Source organism: Thermoactinomyces sp. DSM 45891 (genome assembly GCF_900119485.1).
Classification (GTDB): domain Bacteria; phylum Bacillota; class Bacilli; order Thermoactinomycetales; family Thermoactinomycetaceae; genus Baia.
The window spans coordinates 101,564-123,492 of the sequence record NZ_FPJZ01000006.1; the positions used below are offsets into that span (position 1 = coordinate 101,564).

The window sequence follows — 21,929 nt, forward strand, 5'->3', positions numbered from 1 at the left end:
GAAGTTGTGCTATTGAACCAAACTTAGTCGAATAGCTTACTTACTGATTGTTCATGGTGAACACGCATGATTGCCTCGCCTATTAACGGGGCAACCGATAGGATTTTCGTTTTGTTTAACATTTTATCATCTGGAAGTGGGATCGTATCCGTTACAACCATCTCTGTTATACTCGCCTCACGGATGCGAGAAATCGCCGGACCTGAAAACACGGGATGCGTACAGCAAGCAAATACCTCTTTTGCACCTTGGTCCAAAATTGCATTGGCCGCCAGAGTAATCGTTCCTGCCGTATCAATTAAATCATCAATAATGATCGCTGTTTTCCCACTAACATCACCCACAATATTCATCACTTCGGATACATTAGGCTCTGGACGACGCTTATCGATAATCGCGATCGGAGCTTCTAGGCGCTCTGCTAAACGACGAGCACGAATCACGCCTCCATGGTCTGGAGAAACCACGACAATATCCTCGAGATTTTTACTCTGGAAATATTCTGCTAAAATCGGCACACCTAACAGATGATCGACAGGGATATTAAAAAAGCCTTGAATCTGTGTGGCATGAAGGTCCATCGTAATAACTCGATTTGCACCCGCTGTTTCAATTAAATTTGCCACTAGCTTCGCAGTAATCGGATCACGAGCACGCGCTTTACGATCCTGTCTCGCATAGCCATAGTAAGGAAGTACAACATTAATCGTCCCCGCAGATGCCCGCTTTAGTGCATCTACCATCACTAACATTTCCATAAGGTTTTGATTGACAGGGTTACATGTAGATTGGATTACATATACATCCGATCCTCGAACACTTTCATTCAACTTAATATGGATTTCTCCATCGCTAAACTTTCCAACTTGAGCATCTCCAAGAGGGATACCAATATGATCACAAATTTTCTGCGCCAAATCTGGGTTTGAGTTACAACTAAATATTTGTAAACGCGAGCGATTAACTGACATGTGATGAGTGCCTCCGAATTCCTGCTTACTTGTTACTATCTTTAATCTTTTCCATAAGGAGCTTGGCATAGCCTTCTTTCGTTACTTGACGCTGTCTTGCAATCGCAAATGAATCTTCTGGAACACGATCTGTAATCGTTGAGCCTGCTGCTACATATGATCCCTTTTCAAGGGTAACAGGTGCCACTAAATTCACGTTACAACCGACAAATGAATCAGATTTAATCGTCGTTTTATGCTTTCTAATCCCATCATAGTTTACCGTTACCACACCACAAGCAATATTGACATTCTCGCCAACTACGGCATCACCTACATACGCCAAATGAGACACCTTCGTTCCCGAACCTAGCTCAGCCTTTTTCAAATCAACAAAACAGCCTACTTTTACATCTTCCCCTAGTTGTGTACCTGAACGCACATATACAAAAGGCCCTACACTTACATTTTTGTCAATTAAGCTCTCATGTATCACTGTATAAGATATATTACTAAAGTCGGCTACGGACACATCTTTCAAGTCTGCACCGGGCCCAATTCGGCAGGCTTCTCCAATCACCGTTTGTCCACGTAAAAAACAACCTGGCTCAACAACGGTATCCTCACCAATCATGACATCCGCTTCTATATAGGTATTCTCAGGATGAACAATCGTAACCCCATTTAACATATGCCCACGAAGAATTCGCTCACGCATTAACTTCTCAGCTTCCGCTAACTGCAAACGATCGTTTACACCCATCGCTTCATTTACATCTTGAATCACTTGTGCACTAATTCTCTCTCCGCCTTCACGTAGAATCGTGAGGGCATCAGGAAGATAGTACTCTCCTTGCGCATTATTATTGTTTACTTTTTCTAGAGCAGCAAACAATTTTTGATTATCGAAACAGAAGGTACCTGTATTTATCTCTTGAATGAGCAATTCATCATCAGTAGCATCTTTATGCTCAACAATACGCTCTACGCTACCATCGTCATAGCGGACAACTCGTCCATAACCGGTAGCATCTTGCATATGAGCCGTTAAAACCGTTGCTGCAGCTCCCGATTTTTGATGTGTCTCAACAAGTTTTTGTAAGGTTTCTTTCGTAAAAAGAGGATGATCTCCATTTAAAACAATCGTTGTACCTTTTAAGTCTTGGAGTAAGGGCTTTGCTTGCATAACCGCATGGGCCGTTCCAAGTTGTTGCTCTTGCTGGGCAAATAATACTCCAGAAGATAATTTCGCCTTTACTGTTTCGCCCAAATAACCAACTACCATAATGGTCTTCGACGTACCTATCGCATGTAATTGATCAATCACATGCTGTACCATCGGCTTCCCGCAAACAGGGTGAAGAACTTTGTGCGTTTTGGACTTCATTCTTGTACCTTTCCCTGCTGCTAAGATCACCGCAAAGAGATTCTGCATACTCGATTTATGCCCCCGTTTCCTAGCAAACTTCCTTCCTGAATATATCCCAAAGTATACATGATTGCAACCAACGAATCCTAGTCCATTTAGACGATAAAAAATCATCCTTATCTAGGATGATTTTTTGGATTATATCTATACAATTTATGCATCCATGCTCACAGCACTAGGAACAGGGACCATATCCACTGGATCTTCCGTCCGATTATACACTTCCAATACAGCCGCTTCGATTTTTTCCCTGCTCGAAGGGGAGATTGGATGTGCAATATCACGGAAATCTCCATCTGGAGTACGTTTACTTGGCATTGCCACAAACATTCCATTATTTCCATCAATCACACGGATATCATGTACTACAAATTCACTATCGATCGTAATGGAAGCAATCGCACGCATTCTACCTTCTCGATTTACTTTTCTAAGACGCACATCAGTTATTTGCATCCTCATACACCACCCATTTCCAAAGATGACATAGTTCTACATTTCGAGATCGATCGTTTATTTCCTGCTAAAAAATGGGATTCAGGTAAAATTTTTTCTCGAAATCAGGATGCAAATAGGATGTTGCACTACTTCTTAACTGCGATTACTTCCATTTCGATCAAGACATCTTTAGGCAGACGTGCTACTTCTAAGCAAGAACGGGCAGGACGATGATCCGCAAAGTATTCTGCATAAATTTCATTAATCGTTTGGAACTGATTCATATCTTTAATAAAAAGCGTCGTCTTCACTACTTGCTCCAGCCCCACACCTGCTTCTTGCAGAACTGCTTCCACATTTCGCAAGACCTGATGCGTTTGCTCTACGATTCCACCTGAAACCAGTTCGCCTTCAGCCGTTAAGGGAATCTGCCCTGACGTAAAGATCATATTCCCTACAATCATCCCTTGTACATAGGGGCCAATTGCTTGAGGTGCATGATTCGTTTCAATTTTTTTCATTTTGTCTCCACCTTTCTCTGTTCTATTCAAATTTCTGATTACTCAACAAACTTATCTTTAAACACATTTCCAATCCCGACTCGAAGCGTACGATCCCGCTCATGAATCTCAGACACACTGATCAAAGAAACAAAATCGTCTACAAATCGTCCGGGAACATGAGCTTCCGCTAACACTCCCACACCGACCACCGTTGCTTCAAACTCGAGACATAGATCTTGCAGGCCGCGAACCGTTCCACCAGCCTTCATAAAATCATCAATAATCAATACACGCGATCCTTGAGGAAGGCTTCGCTTGGATAGAGAGAGCGGCTTTAGTTTCCCGCTTGATCCAGAAACAGTGTTAACTGTTACAACAGATCCTTCGGTAACCCGGTAATCATAACGAGCAATCACGACCGGGACACGTAAATAGTTTGCTACCGCATAAGCTAATGGGATTCCCTTGATCTCAACTGTCAGGATGGCATCAATCTTAACACCTGCAAACAAAGTGGCCCAGATTCGACCTACTCTACTCAGCAATGTCGGATCTCCCAAAAGATCAGACATATATAAGAAGCCACCTGGTAAAATTCGCTCTGGTTTTTCCAGTTCCTCACAAAGTTTTACTAAAATTTCTTCTGTACGCGCCAAGTCCAATTTTGGGATATAACGGACTCCGCCCGCAGCTCCTGCTACTGTCTCTAATTCACCGCTACCTTCACTGCGAAAAACTTCATCAATAATCGTTAGATCTTCACTAATAGATGACTTAGCAGACTGATATCTCTTTGCAAACATGGTTAGTGGGATCAGTCTGTAAGGCTGAGCAAGTAATTGATTCGTTAGATCAACTAGCCTCGCACTCCGTTTCCATTTCTCTTTTTCCATCAAAAATACCCCCGAAAATCCGAATATCATGACGGAAATATACCATTATGTACGGGTTTAATCAAGTGGAGACTCAAATTAAACTCCTAACATTCGCACTGCAAACACTTGATCACAGAAGCCTCGAAGACCATTTACTATTCTCTTAGCTCGTGATTCCTTTCGAACCAAACCAAACACGGTAGGGCCGCTTCCGGACATTAAGACCCCGTCGGCACCGAATTGCTCCATCTTTTGTTTGATCTTATAAACCTCAGGATATAAGCCGATCGTAACTGGCTCTAGTACATTTCCTAAATTCGCAAGTACCTTTTCATATGAGTTGGTTTGCAGTGCATCTACCATGGCTCTAGTATTCGGATGTGTCAAAATTTCATCCACACGAAGTTTTCCAAACACATCCCCTGTTGAAACGCCGTGCGTTGGTTTTGCAAGCACCACCCAACAACTAGGTGGAGATAAGATCGGCGTTAAAACCTCTCCTCTACCTTCTGCAATAGCTGTATCCCCATAGATACAAAATGGTACATCTGAACCGATTTCAGCCCCGATCTCAGCCAATTCTTCCAATGAAAGACCTAGATTCCATAAACGATTACATCCTCGCAGAGTCGCCGCCGCATCGCTACTCCCCCCTGCAAGTCCAGCTGCTACTGGAATATGCTTATAAATTTTTATCTTCACACCGCGATCAATACCTGTTTTTTGTTGTAGTAACTTCGCCGCAAGGTATGCCAGATTCCGCTCATCTTGCGGAACGAGGCCTGATGTACTTTCAAGCGAAATTTCTGAGTAAGGTAGATCCATAAGGTCGATTCGGTCGGCCAAATCAACAGTTGTCATCACCATCTCTAAATCGTGATAGCCATCTGGGCGTTTACGAAGTGCATCTAAAGTTAGATTGATCTTAGCGGGTGCTTTTTCTGATGTGTACATTTCTCTTCCTCCCAGCACCTTGTTCATTTCTCTTCCGAAGTATCTGATGATCCTATTGTACCACGGTATTCCCATACTCGAAATGAAAAAAGAAAAGCCGAGGATTACTCCCCAGCTACCCTAAGCCTATCTTCTCGATTACGACTTCTGAACTAGTTGCTCCTGTGCGATCTGGATTGAGCGTTTGACCATATTGCCTGCGTCACTCGCTTTAATACCACCCCATCCATCACGCTGCACAACCTCATAAAACCCTAGCTCTTTTGCCAATTCGACCTTAAAGGACTCGGACATTACACCTCGACGTGACATAATCCATTCCTCCTCTTTGATTCAAGTAGACATTTAGGGTATTCCTAGTATCTGAACAGTCACTGCCGTTTATGTAAAAAAAACAAGACCCTAGAGGTCTTGTCCGATTATTGAGTAGCTCTGATGTACTTAACTGGAACGAGTTGGTCATTTTGAAAAACTTTCAACTCTACTGATTCCGTCAGTATATCCGCATAACTGTATGAAACGCGTTCAAAGGCGTGTTGATCTTCATCTAACTTCACAATAAAAACGGAAGGGTATGTTTCTTCTAATATACCCGTACGTTCAATGGTCTTACGGCGTCCACTGTTCGCTTTTAATCGGATTCTTTCTCCAATAAAGCTGTCCAGAGTTAGCTTGATTTCAGATAGAGCATTTTTGCCCATAAATTCGACCACCTCACTTGTAGAAGATTATATAACAAGTGAGGCTCGAAGTCAAATCAGGTATTATAGCAGTCATTAATTCCTTTTGTCAATCCTATTTTTTATCGTGTAAAGCGATCGGCTACAGCGGATGCCGCATAGGATTCTGGCTTAATTTTCGCTTGATACCCAACTGCCGTTACCCATCCGACTACTTCCTGAATTACTTTACGCGTTTCACCTTGTTGTCCAATGTCCAAATGAATTTCCATCTGTATATCAGAAAACATACGGAAAAACCCATGCTCTTTCAGTAGATCCACACAAGTTAAACTATACTCAGTTTCACGATAGATCCGATAACGTAGTTCCTTCATCTGACTATGTGTTCGTTTTGTATAGAAGAAAAGCGCCCCTTTTCCAACCCTTTGTATAATAATCGCCGTTACAAAGACAGTCTCTTTATAACGGGTCATCGAGTCGGTCCCTATCATCAACTTATACTCCGAGTTAGGATCTTCCCGCACATACTTCTGAATCTCAGACATCATTTCCTCGAAGCTACATTTACCCCTTCGCGGATGATAAAAATGCACAAGTATCCCTCCAGATTTGAGTCAAGGAACTCGAATCACACTACCTTCCTTGAGAAAAACGCTCCCACGCTTCTGTTAATGTTGCAAATTCAGCTAGATGTAGGGTTTCTCCTCTTCGCTGTGGATCGATTCCCGCTTGATTCAGGAAGTCTGCTACATCTGATTTCGCCAAATGAGAAAAAAGCTGGGAATGGAGTGTGTTTAATAGTGTTTTTCGACGCTGGGCAAAGGATGCTCTTACTATTTTAAAGAATAAACTTTCATTCGACACATTCACAGCAGGCGCCTCACGTCGCGATAACTTAACAACAGCAGAATCTACATTGGGTCTCGGCACAAATACATGGCTTGGGACCTTGGTAACGAGGGAAGTTTCTGTGTAATATTGAACCAAAACACTAAGCGAGCCATAGTCTTTGGTCCCTGGTTTTGCTACTAAACGATCGGCAACCTCTTTTTGAATCATGATTACGATATTTTGGAGAGGAAGTTTCTCTTCTAATAAACGAATCAAAATAGGTGAAGTAACGTAGTAAGGAAGATTTGCCACAACGTGAATACTATTACATTCCCCAAAGTTTTCCGAAATAATCTCATGAAAGTCAACCTTCAAAGCATCCCCATGAATCACTTCTATGTTTAGCTGCTTCTCAAAGACGTCTCCTAGAACAGGGATTAGACGTTGATCTAACTCCACAGCCACTACTTTCTTAGCACGCTCACTTAATCGTTCCGTGAGAGCGCCAATTCCCGGACCAATCTCAATCACACCGGCACGCTCATCTAAGTCCGCCGCATCAGCAATTTGTTCTAAAACTCGATCATCTGTTAAAAAGTTTTGTCCTAAGCTCTTCTTTAAACCCAGTTTATATTTGGCAAGGATTTGCTTTGTATTTTGTGAAATCGTTCTATGTGACATCCTCTAGTTCCTCTCTTACCTGTAACCAGGCACTAATCAATTCTTCTTTGGTAACCTGCAGAGCATGAAGCCGCTGATAGAAGTTCTTGGCATTTGCAAATCCAATTCCTAAGCGATCCGCTACTTTTTGACGTAAGCGGCTCGAATCCGGAAACCCTGTGAACCCCATATCAATATAGTCTTCCCACGAAATGGATTCTACTTGCTCATATCCTATATCACTTCTCACATGGAGCAAGGCTTCGCGGATATCCTCACATGTTGCATGCTCAACCCCTATCTTCTTACGCCCTCTTGCCTTATCTTGTGGTAAGAAAGCATGTTTCACGCCAGGCACCGCTTGTGATATCACTCGTCGAATTCGCTCCCCTGCATAATCAGGATCTGTAAATATTATGACGCCCCTCTTGGATTGGGCACGGCGCACTTGATCAATCACTTCTTTTCCAATCGCTGAGCCTCTCGTTTCAATGGTGTCTGCTTTCACAGCACGTTTAATCGTAACCGTATCATTTCTGCCTTCTACTACGATCATTTCATGTATTTGAATCTCAGACAATGTCTTTTACACAACCTTTACAAAACGATGTAAGCTTACTTTACTTAACAGGACTGTTCATTTATCATCTATTTCACACGTTCAAACCGAAACCCGAAATAGCCTCATCGCATTAGCCGTCGTAATCTCAGCGATCTCCTCCACCGAAATCCCTCGAATCTCAGCGATCTGCTCCGCAACAAGCCTCACATAGCCCGTTTCATTCCGTTTCCCTCGGTACGGATGCGGTGCCAGATACGGACAGTCTGTCTCTAACAAAAGTCGATCTTCTGGCACCAATCGAGCGATCTCTTTAGGCAACTTTGCATTTTTAAAGGTAACAGGACCTCCCAGTCCAATGTAAAAATTCATTTCGAGAGCAGCTTCCATAATGGCCTCATCGCCTCCGAAACAATGTAACACGCCACCTACTTCTTCAGCATGTTCCGATCGCAGAATGCGAATCACATCTTCATGTGCATCCCGATCATGAATAATAATGGGTAATTGTACTTCACGTGCAAGCCGAATCTGTTCTTTAAAAACATGGGCTTGTACCTCTTTCGGAGAAGTGTCCCAGTGATAGTCTAACCCCATCTCACCTAATGCTATCACTTTTGGATGCGCAGCTAATTCGCGCAAATAGCCAAGATCCTCTTCTTGATAGGTAATTGCATCTGTCGGGTGCCAGCCCACCGCACTATAAATAAAATCATATTTCTCTGCTAGCTCGATAGAGGACTGAATTGTCTCTCTGTTAAAGCCCACATTTAACATCCAGCTAACCCCATACTCTTCTCTAGCACGACGAATCACTTCTTCTCGATCTTGATCAAATTGTTTATCATTCAGATGTGTATGTGTGTCAAAAATCATGTTTGTCATCCTCTCTAAAGGAAAAACAGCCCCAGGCGGACTGTTATGGTTCGAGTAGTTGCATTTGGCTAAATGGCATTAGAACAAGCTCAGCTCGGCCGACAACCTCTTTTTCATCAACCGGCCCAATGGCGCGACTATCCTCACTGTGAGGGCGATTATCCCCTAACACATAGATTTCTCCTTTAGGCACGACCACTTCTTCAAAAGAGGTGCTAGGATCTATTTGATTAGCAATGTACGACTCGCCTACTTCTTTTTCATTACGAAATAACTTCCCATTGGTAATCTTAATATGATCACCAGGTAGGCCAATCACCCGCTTAATAAAATCCTTATCCTTCGTAGAGTGGAAAACGACGATTTCTCCATATTTAGGCTCTTTGATCTTATAAATAAACTTATTGACTATCAAAAGTTCATTCCCCTTCAGTGTCGGATACATCGATTCACCTTTTACTTGATAAGGTGCGAAAAAAATATATCGACAGACAAGTAGAATCGCCGTAGCCACCAAAGCCGCCATGAGCCATTCACGAAGTGTCCTATTCTCCCCTGCCATCATGATCCTCCTGCTCTTACGCCCAATTTATTTTACACGTGTCCCATTCGGAATATCAGCAGAGACAGTAGAAAGCACTAATCTCTCTCCTTCTTTCGCTGCTAGGATCATACCTTCTGATTGTTCGCCCCGTAATTTTACTGGCTTTAGGTTGGTAACAACGATTACCTTCGTACCCACAATCTCTTGTGGTTGGTAAAACTCAGCAATTCCAGAGACTACTTGACGTTTCTGAGTTCCCAGATCCAGTTGCAACTTAAGAAGGCGATTCGCCCCTTTTACTGACTCTGCCTCTAGAATCTCGCCCACTTTTAACTCTACCTTCATAAATTCATCAATGCTGATGAAGTCATCTTGTACTTGTACTTCCACCACCTCTTGCTTCGTTCCTGCTCCAGATTCCGCTTGATCAATGCCTTTATGCTGAGTTGCTGTATCTTTCATCATTTGAACGATTGCCTCCACTTCCACTTTTCCGTCTAAACGCGGAAAGATTGGATTTTGTTTATGAATCCGCACACCTGAACCAAGCCCACCAAATTGGTAAATGCTTTCCCACTTCTTCTCTTCCTCTGTCTGAATTCCTATCTGCTCCCAGATTAAAAGCGGTGTCTTTACTAAGAAGGGTTGGATACAAACACTTACAATCCGGACTATCTCCAGTAAAGAGTATAGTACAGAACCTAATACTGAGTGATTTGCATGATCTTTAGCTAGATTCCACGGAGCATTATTCTCAATGTATTTATTCCCAGCACGCACGAGCTCCCATACTGAAGATAGCGCTACCGAAAACTGGAGATTTTCCATCGCGTTTTCAAAACGTGTCACCACTTGATGCACAAGTGCTTGTAACTCGGCATCATAAGAGGTTGCTCCTTCTACATAAGCCGGAATCACACCGTCGAAATACTTTTCCACCATGGTAAGAGTGCGATGTAATAAATTTCCGAGATCGTTGGCAAGATCGGCGTTTACACGTTCCACAAATGCTTCTGGAGTGAAGACACCATCTTGCCCAAACGGAACCTCTCGCAGGAGGAAATAGCGATATGCATCTAGACCATACCGATCGATCAATGAAACAGGATCTATCACATTTCCCTTTGACTTAGACATCTTGTCTCCATTCACCAAGAAAAAGCCATGAGCAAAGACTTTCTTAGGTAGCGGAAGATCAAGCGCCATCAGGAAAATAGGCCAGTAAATACTATGGAAACGAACGATATCCTTTCCGATCAAATGGACATCTGCTGGCCAATAGTTAGCAAATTTATGCCGTAAGGATTCCTCATCCGCTTCATAACCAATTGCGGTAATGTAATTAGACAATGCATCTAACCATACATACATCACTTGCTCTGGATCGTTTGGTAGAGGAATTCCCCAGCTAAAAGTAGATCGAGAAATACACAAATCTTCTAAGCCCGGCTTAATAAAGTTTTGAAGCATTTCGTTTTTCCGAGAAATAGGCTCAATAAACTCGGGGTGCGCTTCATAATACTGAACAAGTCGATCCGCGTAATTACTCATACGGAAAAAGTAGCTTTTCTCTTTAATTTTATTAACGGCGCGCCCGCAATCCGGACAGTTTCCATCCTTTAATTGGCGGTCCGTGAAAAATGCTTCGCAGTCAACACAGTAGAAACCTTCATATTCACCTAAGTAGATATCCCCTTGCTCTAAAAAACGTTGGAAAATTTTTTGTACTACTTTTTTATGACGGTCTTCCGTAGTTCGGATATAATCATCATAGGAAATATCTAGTTTACTCCATAACTCTTTGATTCCCGCCACGATCTCATCCACAAATTCAATCGGGGTCTTGCCCATCTGTTCTGCTTTCCGCTCGATCTTTTGTCCGTGCTCATCCGTTCCTGTGAGGTACATCACATCATACCCTCTAAGCCGCTTATATCTAGCCATCACATCACCCGCTACCGTTGTATAGGTGTGCCCGATATGTAGCTTGCTACTCGGATAATAAATCGGGGTTGTAATATAGTATGTCTTCTGATTTTCCATCTAAAAAACTCCTTTCTGTATACAAAAAATAAAAATCCCACCCCTTAATTTTGGGGCGAGATTGGAATCACGCGGTACCACCCAATTTTCGTATAGAACCTTTTACCGATTCAGATACGCTCTGGTCAACCCGTTATCGCTGGTGTGCGTCCCCTCCTACTTAAACCAGTCATTCGACTCGTGTTCAGAAGGGAAGTCTCATGGACCATGTTCATCTACTATTCCTATACCGGCTTTCACCTGACCCGGCTCTCTGGAGATAGGCTTCCTAGATTACTCTCCCAATCACAGACATAGATGTAAAGATGTCAATAAGCATATTATATGCAAACTTATTTTCAATTTGCAACCAATCCCTTTTCAGAAGATCAATGGACTTCTTATTCCATTATCATAGTTTACCCGTTTCATATTCTCTTTGCCCATCTCTTCTATAGAAATGAGTCAATTTCTACTACTCTATCTAACCACTCATTGCAGAGGCGATGGAGTAGTAACGGTTGCTCGAGTTGTAGGTTATGCCCTGCCCGGTCTAATACAGCAAAGGTGCAGCGCGGAAATTTTTCTAATAGGCGCCAAGCATCTTGATATCCTACCATCGAATCTTGTCGACCCGTTACTAGGAGGACAGGCTTTTCAAAGGAAGAGATTGTCTGATCAACATCAAAAGAAAAGGCATATTGACTTAGAAGTTTGTCTATAAAGCCGGCGTCTGCCATGGAGCGACCGGGCAGAATTTCGTTACGATATCGATTCCAATAGTCTTCATTTTGTACAATCGCTAGGGATTGAAAGTCTTCTTTTTCTTCCCGATTCAACTGGGATAATAGATTCTCATCTTGATAGATCACTTGACGTAGAGGAAGATCTCTCTCATTTTTATCAGGAACAATCATCGGGCAAATTAGGGCAGCCCCGCCTACTTGCTCTCTTTTCTTCGAGATAATCCCTCTTGTGAGATATCCGCCGTATGATTGCCCGACTACTAGGAAGGATTCCTCAGGTATCGTTTGATCTAGAAACTGAAGTACCTTTTCTAACATCTCATCAGAGCCGCTCATCTCATGGTACCCTTTGCTCTCCCCCATCCCAGGTAGGTCGATATAAATTCGTTTCCACTCTTCATCTCTTGCAGAAAAGATAGGCTCCATAAAACCAGTCATCGATCGATGATCCAGTGTCAAACCATGTATGATGAGAACAGGACGGCCTGAACCGTAGATATGATAAGGAATTTTTATATTACCAATCGTACACTCCATCATTCGTCACCCTTCACTCTAACTAGTGTGACCAGCATAACAAAAAGCTACCAGCCTTCTCAAGTTTGGTAGCTTTTTGGCTTACATAATAGTCCTGATAGATGGATCACACTCCCACTACACCAACTCAAATCGAGTCGCAAACGGAGACTCTACCCTCTTAACTTTCCCATCCCTCGCCCATTGCTCCAACTCCTGGTGCAGACGATGCAAATCCCAACTCAAGCCAGTCTTCGAATTTAACTTTTCTAGCATCGGCAGAAAATCACTATCGAAAAAAGGAAACAAATCCCGAAGCGCCTCTAAAACCTGATCATCCTGATCCTGCTGAAATTGGGCCAATTCATCAAACGGATTCGATAAATGAGGACTATGCGTATACGCAGTCCGAATCCGAATAAAAACCGTTCTCCCAAAAGCCGCCGAAGAAACAAAGGTATCTCCTGAGCGTAAATAAGGCAGACGCTTCCCCTCTTCATTCGTCAAATCTGTCTCTTCCTTTAAAGTAGCAATATCCGTTCCACGCACCGTCCGAAATACTAACTTCGTATTTAGTTGAGCGGTAATAGTCTCATCTAACAACGTTGGCCTCTGGGTAGCAAGGATCAAGAAAACACCGTACTTACGGCCTTCTTGAGCAATTTCCTTTAAAATAGACTTAGCCGGGGATTCCACTGCTTTCGGTGCAAAATTATGTGCTTCGTCTGTTACAATAACAAATGGTGGGAAGAAATGGCCCTCCTCCCCATTCGTGCGTGCATCTTTATACTCCCTTCGCTTTCGATATAATGCGCCTGTCACATACGTAGCAAACACCTGCAAAATCCAAGTGGACCCTTGTACTACTACTAATTTCCCTTGCTCAAGCCCCCTCTGAATCGCATCGATATTTTGTTGAAAAAGCCCCGCCCTCTCCAAACGCTGAAGCCGCCAATGTACCCCCTTCACCGATGAATGAGGCATCGTACCATATTCTTGCAGAAGCTGATTTAAATCGCGAATCCGTTGCACTTGAATCGGCGTCAGATCATCACTGCGAAGCTGTTTCTCTAAGCCTGCTTTCCCTTCCTCGAGTGCCTGTACCAGATTACTTACCCGATCACTAAAACTATTATAGGTATCCCTACGCTTATGAAGCATCTGAATCGCATTCACCATCGGCTCCGAAAGCCCGCCTCCAGAAGCCCCCAGAAGTTCGACGAGATCTCGTGTATTTAATTCGCTAAACGAAACCCCTACTTCCCGACCAATCTGCACCACAACGGAGCGATCTTGCAGATCTGGACATAGATGGGCTGTCTCCTCCCCAATATGACGAAAATCCATCTCAAAATGAGGGTCAAAGACAACCGTTGGAATCCGTAACTTCATGATCTCTTCTAACATCACCCTTAGGCCAAACGATTTCCCCGAACCAGACCCCCCGAAGACACCAATATGCGGATACTGTTGCATCGTTCGAATATCAAAGATAAACGGAACACCTTTCTGATCCCTAATGACTCCCTGCTCCATCATCATCATCTGATTCTGTAGCTCTCGATCCATATCATGTGCCATCGGCTCCGTTCCTCGGATCTCCCCGAGTACCATTCCTGCTCTAGGTGTTGATTTCACCAGCAAATGACGAACCTCATAAAATTGAGGCAAGCGAACCTGACAACCAGTACGAATCGGATGAGCTGCCTCTTCAAACAGCCTTACCTTGGCAATATTAATCTCATCCGCATCGATGTTATATCCAATCTGTTCAAGCGTATGTAAGACTTGTTGATCAACCATTGACTTATCATATCCCATTGGGATTAACCGATTATATGAAAGTGTCTCAACAACTTCTCCCTTCGGATGATAGAGAGCCGCATCTTCAATCACTAGAATTTCGTTCATGCGAAACTTACGATCTTTCGATACCACATGTACTTCCTGCTGTGATGTAACTCCAACTACCTGCATAAAAAAATTCCCTCCATCTTATATTCAACTTATATCACTCGCTCACTTCTCTTTGGACTTAATAAACGATGACGCAAATCAGGATCAATATACTGATCTACCATTGTCTGTACCAGCGGATTCGTAACGCGAACTTCTTGATCCACAATATCAAGCCAATAAGGAATCCCCCGTCCCTGCATAGGAGTAAGCGAATAAATCAATCGGAGTAGCGAGAGTCGCTCTTGCTTCTGAAGCAATAAGCCATCCACTCCGACCGGTGCTGGACTATAAGAGGGCCGAAAAACCATTTTCCACATTTTCGTTCCCGCAGGACTCCACTCTGACCACTCATACGCTTCGCCAACATCTAGCAAGCCGTAAAGTAAATCCCGATCCGACCATGCTGGATGCTCAGGAAATAACTGCTTTGCGAGCCCACGAGACCCTACTTCCTCAGCAATCCCTACTATTAGCACGCCGCTTTCTACTGCCAATTCCGCCACCTTGTCCCATTCATCCGCATCATCAAAATGATAATGCAGCAGTGAACCATCCATCATCACAACATGCGGCTTCCAATCTCGAATTGCCTTTTTCGTCACCTTTAGCTCTAAACGAGACAGCCTCGCACCACGTTTCTGCGCTTCACGGGCTAACAAACCCTCTGCCTCCCACTCATCCTGGATCAAAGGAGTATATACATCTGCTTCCCAGGCTTCCTCTCCTTGTGTTCCTTTTGCCAACGCTTGAAATACAGAAAGCGTCCTCATCTCAATTCCTTTCGTTGAATTTACCGAGCCGTCTATCCCAACAACACTCTTTCCTTTTACCCAATCCTGTAATTGCTGATCACTAAATCGCTCAATCCGAACAAACTCTCCAATCTCAGAGAGATGCTCACGAATTCTTTGCGGATGTAATAGCTCACCAGGATAGGTCTCCCTTAATTTTATATTTAATCTCTTTAGTTTTAACTGAAGTTCTTCTGATACTTTAAACATATCAATCACCCTCCATATGAATCTAACCCTCATCTGCAAACCTTTAATAGCCAATTTCATCTACTTTTGTCTAAATCAAGAAATTTTCTATAAAACTCCTAAAGAATTATTGACTGACATGGTAATCGCTGGTATGATGATTTTGACATCAAATATGTCGAAATTTGACGTATATTTTAAAAAGAGATGATCGAAACCAATGGAACGCCAGAATTGAGGGGAGATTTCAAATGCTAAAATCAACTGGTATTGTACGTAAGGTAGACGAGCTAGGTCGTGTCGTAATCCCTATCGAGCTTCGTCGTACGCTAGGCATTGGCGAAAAGGATGCATTGGAAATCTATGTAGACGGTGAGCGCATCGTTCTTAAAAAATACGAGCCTGCTTGCATTTTTACTGGTGAAGTGGACGAAACCGTTCGTTACAAAAACAAAGTAGTTAGCAGAAAGTGTATCGAAGAAATGTATTCTCTCATCGAAGCAAATGATTCCGTAATCGCTGAATAATTTGTGTCGCTCTTATATACCATATCATAACAATATTGGTAGATGTATGAATCACATAAGATTTTCAATTCCAGAACACATAGTATATTTTGATTAGGAAGAAAAAAACCAGTTAAATCTCCAGATACACTACCGAGATTCAACTGGTTTTTTCGATCTTATGTGTGATAAAGATTATATACCTCTCTTTTTCCCACATCACGATCCTTCGATGTTTGCAGTATCGCATCTTTTGTAGTCATCCCTTGACGCAGGTAGTGCTCAACATGTTCAATCACTTCCAAACTAGACCACCATGCTGGAGGCTCCTGATTAAATTCAGACGGATCAGCCCCTTCAAGGATACATACATACTCTCCTCTGACTCCATTCTCCTTTATATACGACAAACATTCTGAAAGCGGTCCTCTTAACCACTCTTCATGTTTCTTTGTTAATTCCCTCGCAATCGCAACTTGGCGATCTCCAAGAGCATCCATCGCATCTGAAAGTAGGTCCACCAATCGATGAGGAGCTTCATAACAAATCAATGTGACAGGCATCGTTGCCCATTTCTTTAACTCTTTTCTGCGATCTTTTTTCTCTCGTGGAAAAAAACCCAAAAATAAAAATGGTTGCGGGATCAGCCCAGAGGCAACTAACGCTGTAAGAGCAGCGCTCGGACCTGGAATGGGTACTACAGTAATTCCTTCTTGAACTGCCTCACGAACAATCACCTCTCCTGGATCAGAGATTCCCGGCATTCCAGCATCACTTACTAACGCAATTGATTTGCCCTCTAGGAGTTGTTGGATTAAAAATTTCCCTTTTGATTTTTCGTTATGCTCATGATAGCTCGTTAGCGAAGTCGAAAACTGAAAAGCAGAGAGTAGCTTTTTGGTATGCCTTGTATCTTCTGCCGCAATCAAATCAACGTTAGCTAAAACCTCTCTGGCCCGTGGAGAAAAGTCTTGTAAATTCCCGATCGGAGTTCCTACTACATAAAGAATTCCTGTTTTGCTCGACTCATCAAAACTCTTCTGAACGTTCATTTTAACCCTCTTTCTTGAATAAGCCTTAATTTCTGCAACCGTGTCATTTTCTTAATTTCATATTCGCGCCGCTGTGCCCAAGATCGCCCTATCCCTTCCTCTTGATACACATACACAACAGGAGTTCTCGCTCTCGTATAATGTGCCCCTTTACCCGAATTATGAACATCCAATCGCTTACTAAGATTCGTTGTACACCCCGTATAAAGTGTTTTATCTTTACAACGTACGATGTAGACATAATAGGGAATCTCCTTCAATTCCTCACCCCATTTATGAAAAAAACGCTGGGAGACTTTCTTCCCAGACGTTATTCATCAGATATGGTTTTGTTTAAAAAAGCGAGACAGAACAGACAATCCCCTTCTGTCCTCATCCGACCATAGTGGACATTACAAATATGAAAGCCTTCTTCATATAACTTGGTTAGATTATTATAGCCCTCTTTGGTCTCTGGTACATCCGCATCTGTATGCTCTGATATGACTAAGGTTGTCGAATTTGATTCCGTACACTTCGATGCTGCTTGCAAATGTTCTTGGTAACGTTGTTTTTCTAATACCAAGCGTGTATTTTCTTCTATCAATTCTATAACCTGTGCCTTTAAGTTGCCTATTTCTTCATATAACTCGCCAATCCGTTCTTCCACCTGAGCAACCTGCTTGAAAATCGCTTGTTTATCCACCAAGCTACCACCTCATTACTTCCAGACACGTTTTCCAGATCCATTTAGGCTTCGATTGTAACCTCGTCTAAAGAATGCTCTACCATCTTACCGGAGCCGGCTAACTGTACCTGAACTCGCCTCTCCATCAAATCCAGTAAGACCACTTCTCCTTCGCCTTCTGGTGTATGTACAAGTTCACCAAGGTCCGGTAGAACTACTGCGTTTCCTTCATAGTGATCATTTTCATACTTTAAACAACACATCAACCTACCACATAGGCCTGAGATCTTCGTTGGGTTCAGCGATAGGTTTTGGTCCTTGGCCATCTTGATCGAAACAGGCTCAAAATCCCCTAGAAACGAAGAGCAACATAACACACGACCACAAGGTCCCAGTCCTCCCAGCATCTTCGCTTCATCTCTAACACCGATCTGCCTCAGCTCAATACGAGTCCGAAAAGCCGCTGCTAAATCCCGAACTAGTTCACGAAAGTCCACACGCCCATCTGCTGTAAAATAGAAAATGATCTTATTTCGATCAAACGTATATTCTGCATCAACCAGTTTCATCACTAAGGAATGGAAGAGAACCTTCTCTTTACAGGTTTTAAGAGCTTCCATCGCAGCTTGCTCATTTTCCATCATCTGTCTCGTGTCATCACTTGTGGCAATTCGAATCACCTGTTTCAACGGAAGAACTACCTCATCCTTTGAAACATAGCGTACGCCTACTACCACCTGACCATACTCAATACCTCTTACTGTCTCCACAACTACAGCATCCCCTTGCTGGATTTGTAGAGCTCCTGGATCAAAAAAATAAATCTTGCCCGCTTGTCTAAAACGGACACCAATAATCTTAAACACTCAATGATCCCTCCTGCATGCCGCCCAATTCACCTGATGGGGTTCTTCTGCATGGGGTCCGTAACTTTCACCCTATTCAAAAGACGATGTCTCCATCCCCAACTTGCTCGGGATCTGTCTCACTTTGTTTTTGAAAGAAACAATCTTCAAAAATGAAAATAGAAAAAACATCTATATCATATGGTATATACCGTAGCAATCAGACAGCGGATACTCCCTCTACTCATTCTATCACCTGTTCGTAAACTTCGGCAAACCCTTCTTCCTAAAACAAACCTAATTCCTGTAGCTCATTTCCTTATGACATTAGCTGTAAGAGGTCCTGTCTGATTTCCCAGTTAATATCCTCCAGCTCTTGATCTCCTGATATCACCCTATATCTATGTGGATATCTTGTGGATAACTCAAGATATCCTTCACGCACACGTCGATGAAAAGAGGAATCCCGCTGTTCCATCCGATCCATATCTCCCCCACGTGCTTTTACCCTGCTTTCGCTCACTTCAGGAGGAATATCCAATAAGTACGTTCGATGCGGTCTCAGCCCCGAAGTCGCTTTCTCATTAATCGTAAGCACAACCTCTAGCGGAACACCTGCTCCGTAACTTTGATAAGCAACACTAGAGTCCACATAGCGATCACATAGAACCATTTTCCCCTCTGCCAAAGCAGGCATAATCACTTCACCGACCAATTGTGCTCTTGATGAGGCATATAGCAGCACCTCTGTTAGCATGGACATTTCTTCAAACTCTGGATGTAGAACCAATTCTCGAATCTCATTTCCAATACGAGTTCCACCTGGTTCACGTACATGAATGTATGAAATCCCTTGATGATCCAACCATTCACATATTCTGCGTATCTGAGTCGTTTTTCCTGCTCCCTCTGGTCCTTCAAATGATATAAATAAACCGTCCATCGATTCACTCCAATTCACCGAAGGAACAAATTCCCCTTCAGCGCGCTTATGTCTTTCAATAGTGCTAAACAAAAACTATATTAACTCTAACTTCTGATGTTAGTTGATCTTGATATAGCCCTCGAATGCGATATCCAGCTCGGTCGGCGCCTCTTAGGTATTCCATCCATTCACATGTCAAACGTTCGCCTGGCAAAAGTACAGGAATCCCGGGTGGGTAAGGTACTATGGGTTCCGTAATGATCCCGTCTATCGCGTCCTCTAAGCACAATCGAACATGCTGATGTTTCCTAATGTCTTGAAAAGGTAACACAAATTCAGTTGTACTCGGTAAGCGAAGAACAATGGAATCTCTCTCTGACAACCTATTTTCGCAACTATCCAACCAGCAGTCTAATTCCAACAACACCTTCTTTAGTCGAATCAATGATCCTTCAGGGTGTCCTAGCGAGAAGCAGAACAACACCCGACGATCATCAGCTAATTCGGTATAAATCCCCTTATCCTCTAGAAAAGCTTGCATCTCGAATCCCGTCATTTGTCCACTACTGGCGATTACCATTTTACAAGGGTCCTGACATTTTAGATGGTGTAACGATAACTCTTGAACCCATTTACAATAGGGAAACGTATCCTTTTTAAACTGATCTATTTCCGTCAGCAGTCGTCCAAATAAATGGTATCCATTTACAGCAACCTGTTTCCGCGCTAAATCTAATGAAGCAAGCAGTGGATAAGAAGGGCTACTGGATTGAACAATCCGTAATTGTCTCTCCAGATCATTTATCCTAACTCGACTACTCCCCACATGTAACATCGAGCTCATCGTCATCGATCCAAGCATTTTATGAGTCGATTGTACAACGAGATCCGCACCTTGTGACAAAGCAGAATTTGGAAGATTAGGATGAAAACCAAAATGAGCCCCATGAGCCTCGTCCACCAATAATGGTACATCAAACTGATGGCAAATATCTGCTATTTTCCTTATTGGTTGAACCATTCCATAGTAGCTTGGGCTTGTCATCACTACTAACTTAACCATCTCATGCCTACATTTTTGCACCAACCAATCCAGATCTAACGGCCTTTCGAAACCTGTATCCGAGTGGTATGCATCTTTCCAATAAATAGGTGAAACACCTGCTAACATGCATCCGTGAAATACAGACTGGTGACAGCTTCGTTGCAAAATCACCTTGTCGCCAGGCAAACACATCGTGAGGATGCTCGCTATATTCCCAGCCGTACTACCGCCTACCAGATAAAACGTTTTTTCTGCACCAAACGCCTCCGCCGCAAGATATTCAGCTCTGGCAATCACTCCACTTGGATGATGAAGATCATCTAGGCCCGTTACCTCAGTTTGATCTATTTGAAGAATCGATTGAAACAAATTATCTTTGTGATCCAGAAAATTTGCGCCTTGCTTATGCCCAGGAACATGGTAGCTATCTGTCTTCTTGTCTTTATGATGTAGTAACGCCTCGTAAATCGGAGTTTTTTCCTGGTTTTCCATCTGACTAACAAACCTCTCGTACAAAAAATAAAAGGACTTTAAAAAGTCCCTTCTTCTCTTATATCACTCTCATTTAACCATATTTTTTTCAATCTTGAAACATGGAATAAGTACATTTCCGGCTGATCGCAATCTGTATCAATGATTACTTGCTCACAGCAGGCGCATATAGGCTTTTCTAACAAGTGTAGCATATCGTCTTGGATGGTATTACATATAATGCATGGTTCTTGAAGATACTTCGTTTTAGTCGATCCTTCATTCATCTCTTTTCCCCCTTATGTCCGAACCTTTTTACTTACCTTCTATAATTGACTAAATGTTCCTTTTTTATAACCACACCGTTCAGATTATACATTTTATTATCAATCTATCGAAATGTAATTTCTTATCACTCAGCGAATTTTTTTGATAAATTACCTTTTAGTCGAATAAAAAAGTCGTAATTGTGAAATGGTACCTCTTATAGGAGGTATGATCGTTATGATATCTGTAAAGCAAGCGATTCCATTCGTTTTTTGTATATTTATTCCGATTTTAACCATATTACGCCTACTTTTTATTTCACGTAATCGTGCTAATGCTGTAGAGGGACTTTCTCATCCCACTGAACATTCTTCCCTCCAAACAAATCCCGAGTAAATGAATTGTATAGGATTAGCCAACGCTAAAACTTGCTTCAGATCTATTCGAGATAATAAAAGAAGCATCTAGTCCATTTGGATAAACTAGATGCTTCTTTTATTATGTATATGCCTGGCGACGTCCTACTCTTCCAGGACCCTGCGGTCCAAGTACCATCGGCGCTGGAGGGCTTAACGGTCGTGTTCGGGATGGGAACGAGTGGATCCCCTCCGCCATCATCACCAGAC

Annotated in this window: 26 protein-coding genes, 1 rRNA gene and 1 other annotated feature; of the genes, 2 read left to right on the plus strand and 25 right to left on the minus strand. The window is 42.7% G+C overall.

The window, feature by feature from the left end; all coding sequences use genetic code 11:
• Positions 1-23 precede the first annotated feature (23 nt).
• From BT147_RS07475 to BT147_RS07555, 17 genes are all read right to left on the minus strand, one after another.
• The gene (locus BT147_RS07475; RefSeq protein WP_072333030.1) at positions 24-971 is read right to left on the minus strand and encodes a ribose-phosphate diphosphokinase; all 948 of its coding nucleotides are present in this window, start codon (positions 969-971) and stop codon (positions 24-26) included.
• A gap of 25 nt (positions 972-996) precedes the next feature.
• A complete protein-coding gene (gene glmU, locus BT147_RS07480; RefSeq protein ID WP_072333033.1) occupies positions 997-2,385 on the minus strand; it encodes a bifunctional UDP-N-acetylglucosamine diphosphorylase/glucosamine-1-phosphate N-acetyltransferase GlmU in 1,389 nt (462 codons plus the stop codon).
• A 147-nt stretch (positions 2,386-2,532) separates the two neighbouring features.
• Positions 2,533-2,835 carry a septation regulator SpoVG gene (gene spoVG / locus BT147_RS07485; RefSeq protein ID WP_072333036.1) on the minus strand — a complete coding sequence of 101 codons (303 nt, stop codon included), beginning with the start codon at positions 2,833-2,835 and terminating at the stop codon, positions 2,533-2,535.
• A 128-nt stretch (positions 2,836-2,963) separates the two neighbouring features.
• Positions 2,964-3,338 (minus strand): RidA family protein, encoded by a 375-nt coding sequence (locus BT147_RS07490; RefSeq protein ID WP_072333039.1) that lies wholly within the window; start codon positions 3,336-3,338, stop codon positions 2,964-2,966.
• Between the two features lie 38 nt (positions 3,339-3,376).
• Positions 3,377-4,213, minus strand: coding sequence for a pur operon repressor (gene purR / locus BT147_RS07495; protein ID WP_072333042.1), 837 nt, complete (start codon positions 4,211-4,213; stop codon positions 3,377-3,379).
• Between the two features lie 78 nt (positions 4,214-4,291).
• Positions 4,292-5,149 (minus strand): 4-(cytidine 5'-diphospho)-2-C-methyl-D-erythritol kinase, encoded by an 858-nt coding sequence (ispE, locus tag BT147_RS07500; protein ID WP_072333044.1) that lies wholly within the window; start codon positions 5,147-5,149, stop codon positions 4,292-4,294.
• A gap of 138 nt (positions 5,150-5,287) precedes the next feature.
• Entirely contained in the window at positions 5,288-5,464 is a 177-nt protein-coding gene (locus BT147_RS07505; RefSeq protein WP_143187944.1) for a small, acid-soluble spore protein, alpha/beta type, read from the minus strand.
• A gap of 104 nt (positions 5,465-5,568) precedes the next feature.
• Positions 5,569-5,850 carry a biofilm formation stimulator Veg gene (veg, locus tag BT147_RS07510; RefSeq protein WP_072333050.1) on the minus strand — a complete coding sequence of 94 codons (282 nt, stop codon included), beginning with the start codon at positions 5,848-5,850 and terminating at the stop codon, positions 5,569-5,571.
• 101 nt (positions 5,851-5,951) lie between these two features.
• Positions 5,952-6,425, minus strand: a complete 474-nt coding sequence (locus tag BT147_RS07515) for a ribonuclease H-like YkuK family protein (protein WP_072333053.1) — start codon at positions 6,423-6,425, stop codon at positions 5,952-5,954.
• Between the two features lie 40 nt (positions 6,426-6,465).
• Entirely contained in the window at positions 6,466-7,344 is an 879-nt protein-coding gene (gene rsmA, locus BT147_RS07520) for a 16S rRNA (adenine(1518)-N(6)/adenine(1519)-N(6))-dimethyltransferase RsmA (RefSeq protein WP_072333056.1), read from the minus strand.
• Complete coding sequence (gene rnmV / locus BT147_RS07525) at positions 7,334-7,879, minus strand: ribonuclease M5 (RefSeq protein ID WP_072333113.1); 546 nt, start codon at positions 7,877-7,879, stop codon at positions 7,334-7,336. Before rnmV ends, rsmA begins: the two co-directional genes overlap by 11 nt.
• 105 nt (positions 7,880-7,984) lie before the next feature.
• Positions 7,985-8,758 carry a TatD family hydrolase gene (locus BT147_RS07530; RefSeq protein ID WP_072333058.1) on the minus strand — a complete coding sequence of 258 codons (774 nt, stop codon included), beginning with the start codon at positions 8,756-8,758 and terminating at the stop codon, positions 7,985-7,987.
• A gap of 43 nt (positions 8,759-8,801) precedes the next feature.
• Positions 8,802-9,320, minus strand: a complete 519-nt coding sequence (gene lepB / locus BT147_RS07535; protein ID WP_072333061.1) for a signal peptidase I — start codon at positions 9,318-9,320, stop codon at positions 8,802-8,804.
• 27 nt (positions 9,321-9,347) lie between these two features.
• Complete coding sequence (metG, locus tag BT147_RS07540; RefSeq protein WP_072333064.1) at positions 9,348-11,345, minus strand: methionine--tRNA ligase; 1,998 nt, start codon at positions 11,343-11,345, stop codon at positions 9,348-9,350.
• Between the two features lie 48 nt (positions 11,346-11,393).
• Positions 11,394-11,643: a binding site (T-box leader), on the minus strand.
• A 133-nt stretch (positions 11,644-11,776) separates the two neighbouring features.
• Entirely contained in the window at positions 11,777-12,607 is an 831-nt protein-coding gene (locus BT147_RS07545) for an alpha/beta fold hydrolase (protein WP_072333116.1), read from the minus strand.
• Positions 12,608-12,724: 117 nt separating this feature from the next.
• A complete protein-coding gene (locus BT147_RS07550) occupies positions 12,725-14,563 on the minus strand; it encodes an ATP-binding protein (RefSeq protein WP_072333067.1) in 1,839 nt (612 codons plus the stop codon).
• A 29-nt stretch (positions 14,564-14,592) separates the two neighbouring features.
• Positions 14,593-15,546 carry a DNA double-strand break repair nuclease NurA gene (locus tag BT147_RS07555; RefSeq protein ID WP_072333070.1) on the minus strand — a complete coding sequence of 318 codons (954 nt, stop codon included), beginning with the start codon at positions 15,544-15,546 and terminating at the stop codon, positions 14,593-14,595.
• A gap of 230 nt (positions 15,547-15,776) precedes the next feature.
• On the opposite strand from BT147_RS07555, the gene BT147_RS07560 reads away from it, so the two are divergent.
• Complete coding sequence (locus BT147_RS07560) at positions 15,777-16,052, plus strand: AbrB/MazE/SpoVT family DNA-binding domain-containing protein (protein ID WP_072333073.1); 276 nt, start codon at positions 15,777-15,779, stop codon at positions 16,050-16,052.
• Positions 16,053-16,210: 158 nt separating this feature from the next.
• Here BT147_RS07560 and rsmI read toward each other — a convergent pair whose 3' ends face one another.
• From rsmI to BT147_RS07595, 7 genes are all read right to left on the minus strand, one after another.
• On the minus strand, positions 16,211-17,083 hold the full coding sequence (rsmI, locus tag BT147_RS07565; protein ID WP_072333076.1) for a 16S rRNA (cytidine(1402)-2'-O)-methyltransferase: 873 nt from the start codon (positions 17,081-17,083) through the stop codon (positions 16,211-16,213).
• Complete coding sequence (locus tag BT147_RS07570) at positions 17,080-17,334, minus strand: GIY-YIG nuclease family protein (protein ID WP_072333119.1); 255 nt, start codon at positions 17,332-17,334, stop codon at positions 17,080-17,082. Before BT147_RS07570 ends, rsmI begins: the two co-directional genes overlap by 4 nt.
• Before the next feature lie 59 nt (positions 17,335-17,393).
• A complete protein-coding gene (gene yabA, locus BT147_RS07575; protein ID WP_072333079.1) occupies positions 17,394-17,768 on the minus strand; it encodes a DNA replication initiation control protein YabA in 375 nt (124 codons plus the stop codon).
• 44 nt (positions 17,769-17,812) lie between these two features.
• Complete coding sequence (locus BT147_RS07580; RefSeq protein ID WP_072333082.1) at positions 17,813-18,616, minus strand: PSP1 domain-containing protein; 804 nt, start codon at positions 18,614-18,616, stop codon at positions 17,813-17,815.
• A 298-nt stretch (positions 18,617-18,914) separates the two neighbouring features.
• Complete coding sequence (gene tmk, locus BT147_RS07585; RefSeq protein WP_072333122.1) at positions 18,915-19,538, minus strand: dTMP kinase; 624 nt, start codon at positions 19,536-19,538, stop codon at positions 18,915-18,917.
• 64 nt (positions 19,539-19,602) lie between these two features.
• Positions 19,603-21,057 (minus strand): aminotransferase class I/II-fold pyridoxal phosphate-dependent enzyme, encoded by a 1,455-nt coding sequence (locus BT147_RS07590; RefSeq protein ID WP_083426453.1) that lies wholly within the window; start codon positions 21,055-21,057, stop codon positions 19,603-19,605.
• A 38-nt stretch (positions 21,058-21,095) separates the two neighbouring features.
• On the minus strand, positions 21,096-21,323 hold the full coding sequence (locus BT147_RS07595) for a sigma factor G inhibitor Gin (protein ID WP_072333088.1): 228 nt from the start codon (positions 21,321-21,323) through the stop codon (positions 21,096-21,098).
• Positions 21,324-21,540: 217 nt separating this feature from the next.
• On the opposite strand from BT147_RS07595, the gene BT147_RS15465 reads away from it, so the two are divergent.
• Positions 21,541-21,699: a hypothetical protein gene (locus BT147_RS15465; RefSeq protein WP_177239731.1), complete on the plus strand. Its 159-nt coding sequence runs from the start codon at positions 21,541-21,543 to the stop codon at positions 21,697-21,699.
• A 112-nt stretch (positions 21,700-21,811) separates the two neighbouring features.
• Here the strand turns inward: BT147_RS15465 and rrf are convergent.
• Positions 21,812-21,928 (minus strand): 5S ribosomal RNA (rrf, locus tag BT147_RS07600).
• Between the last annotated feature and the right edge of the window lies 1 nt (position 21,929).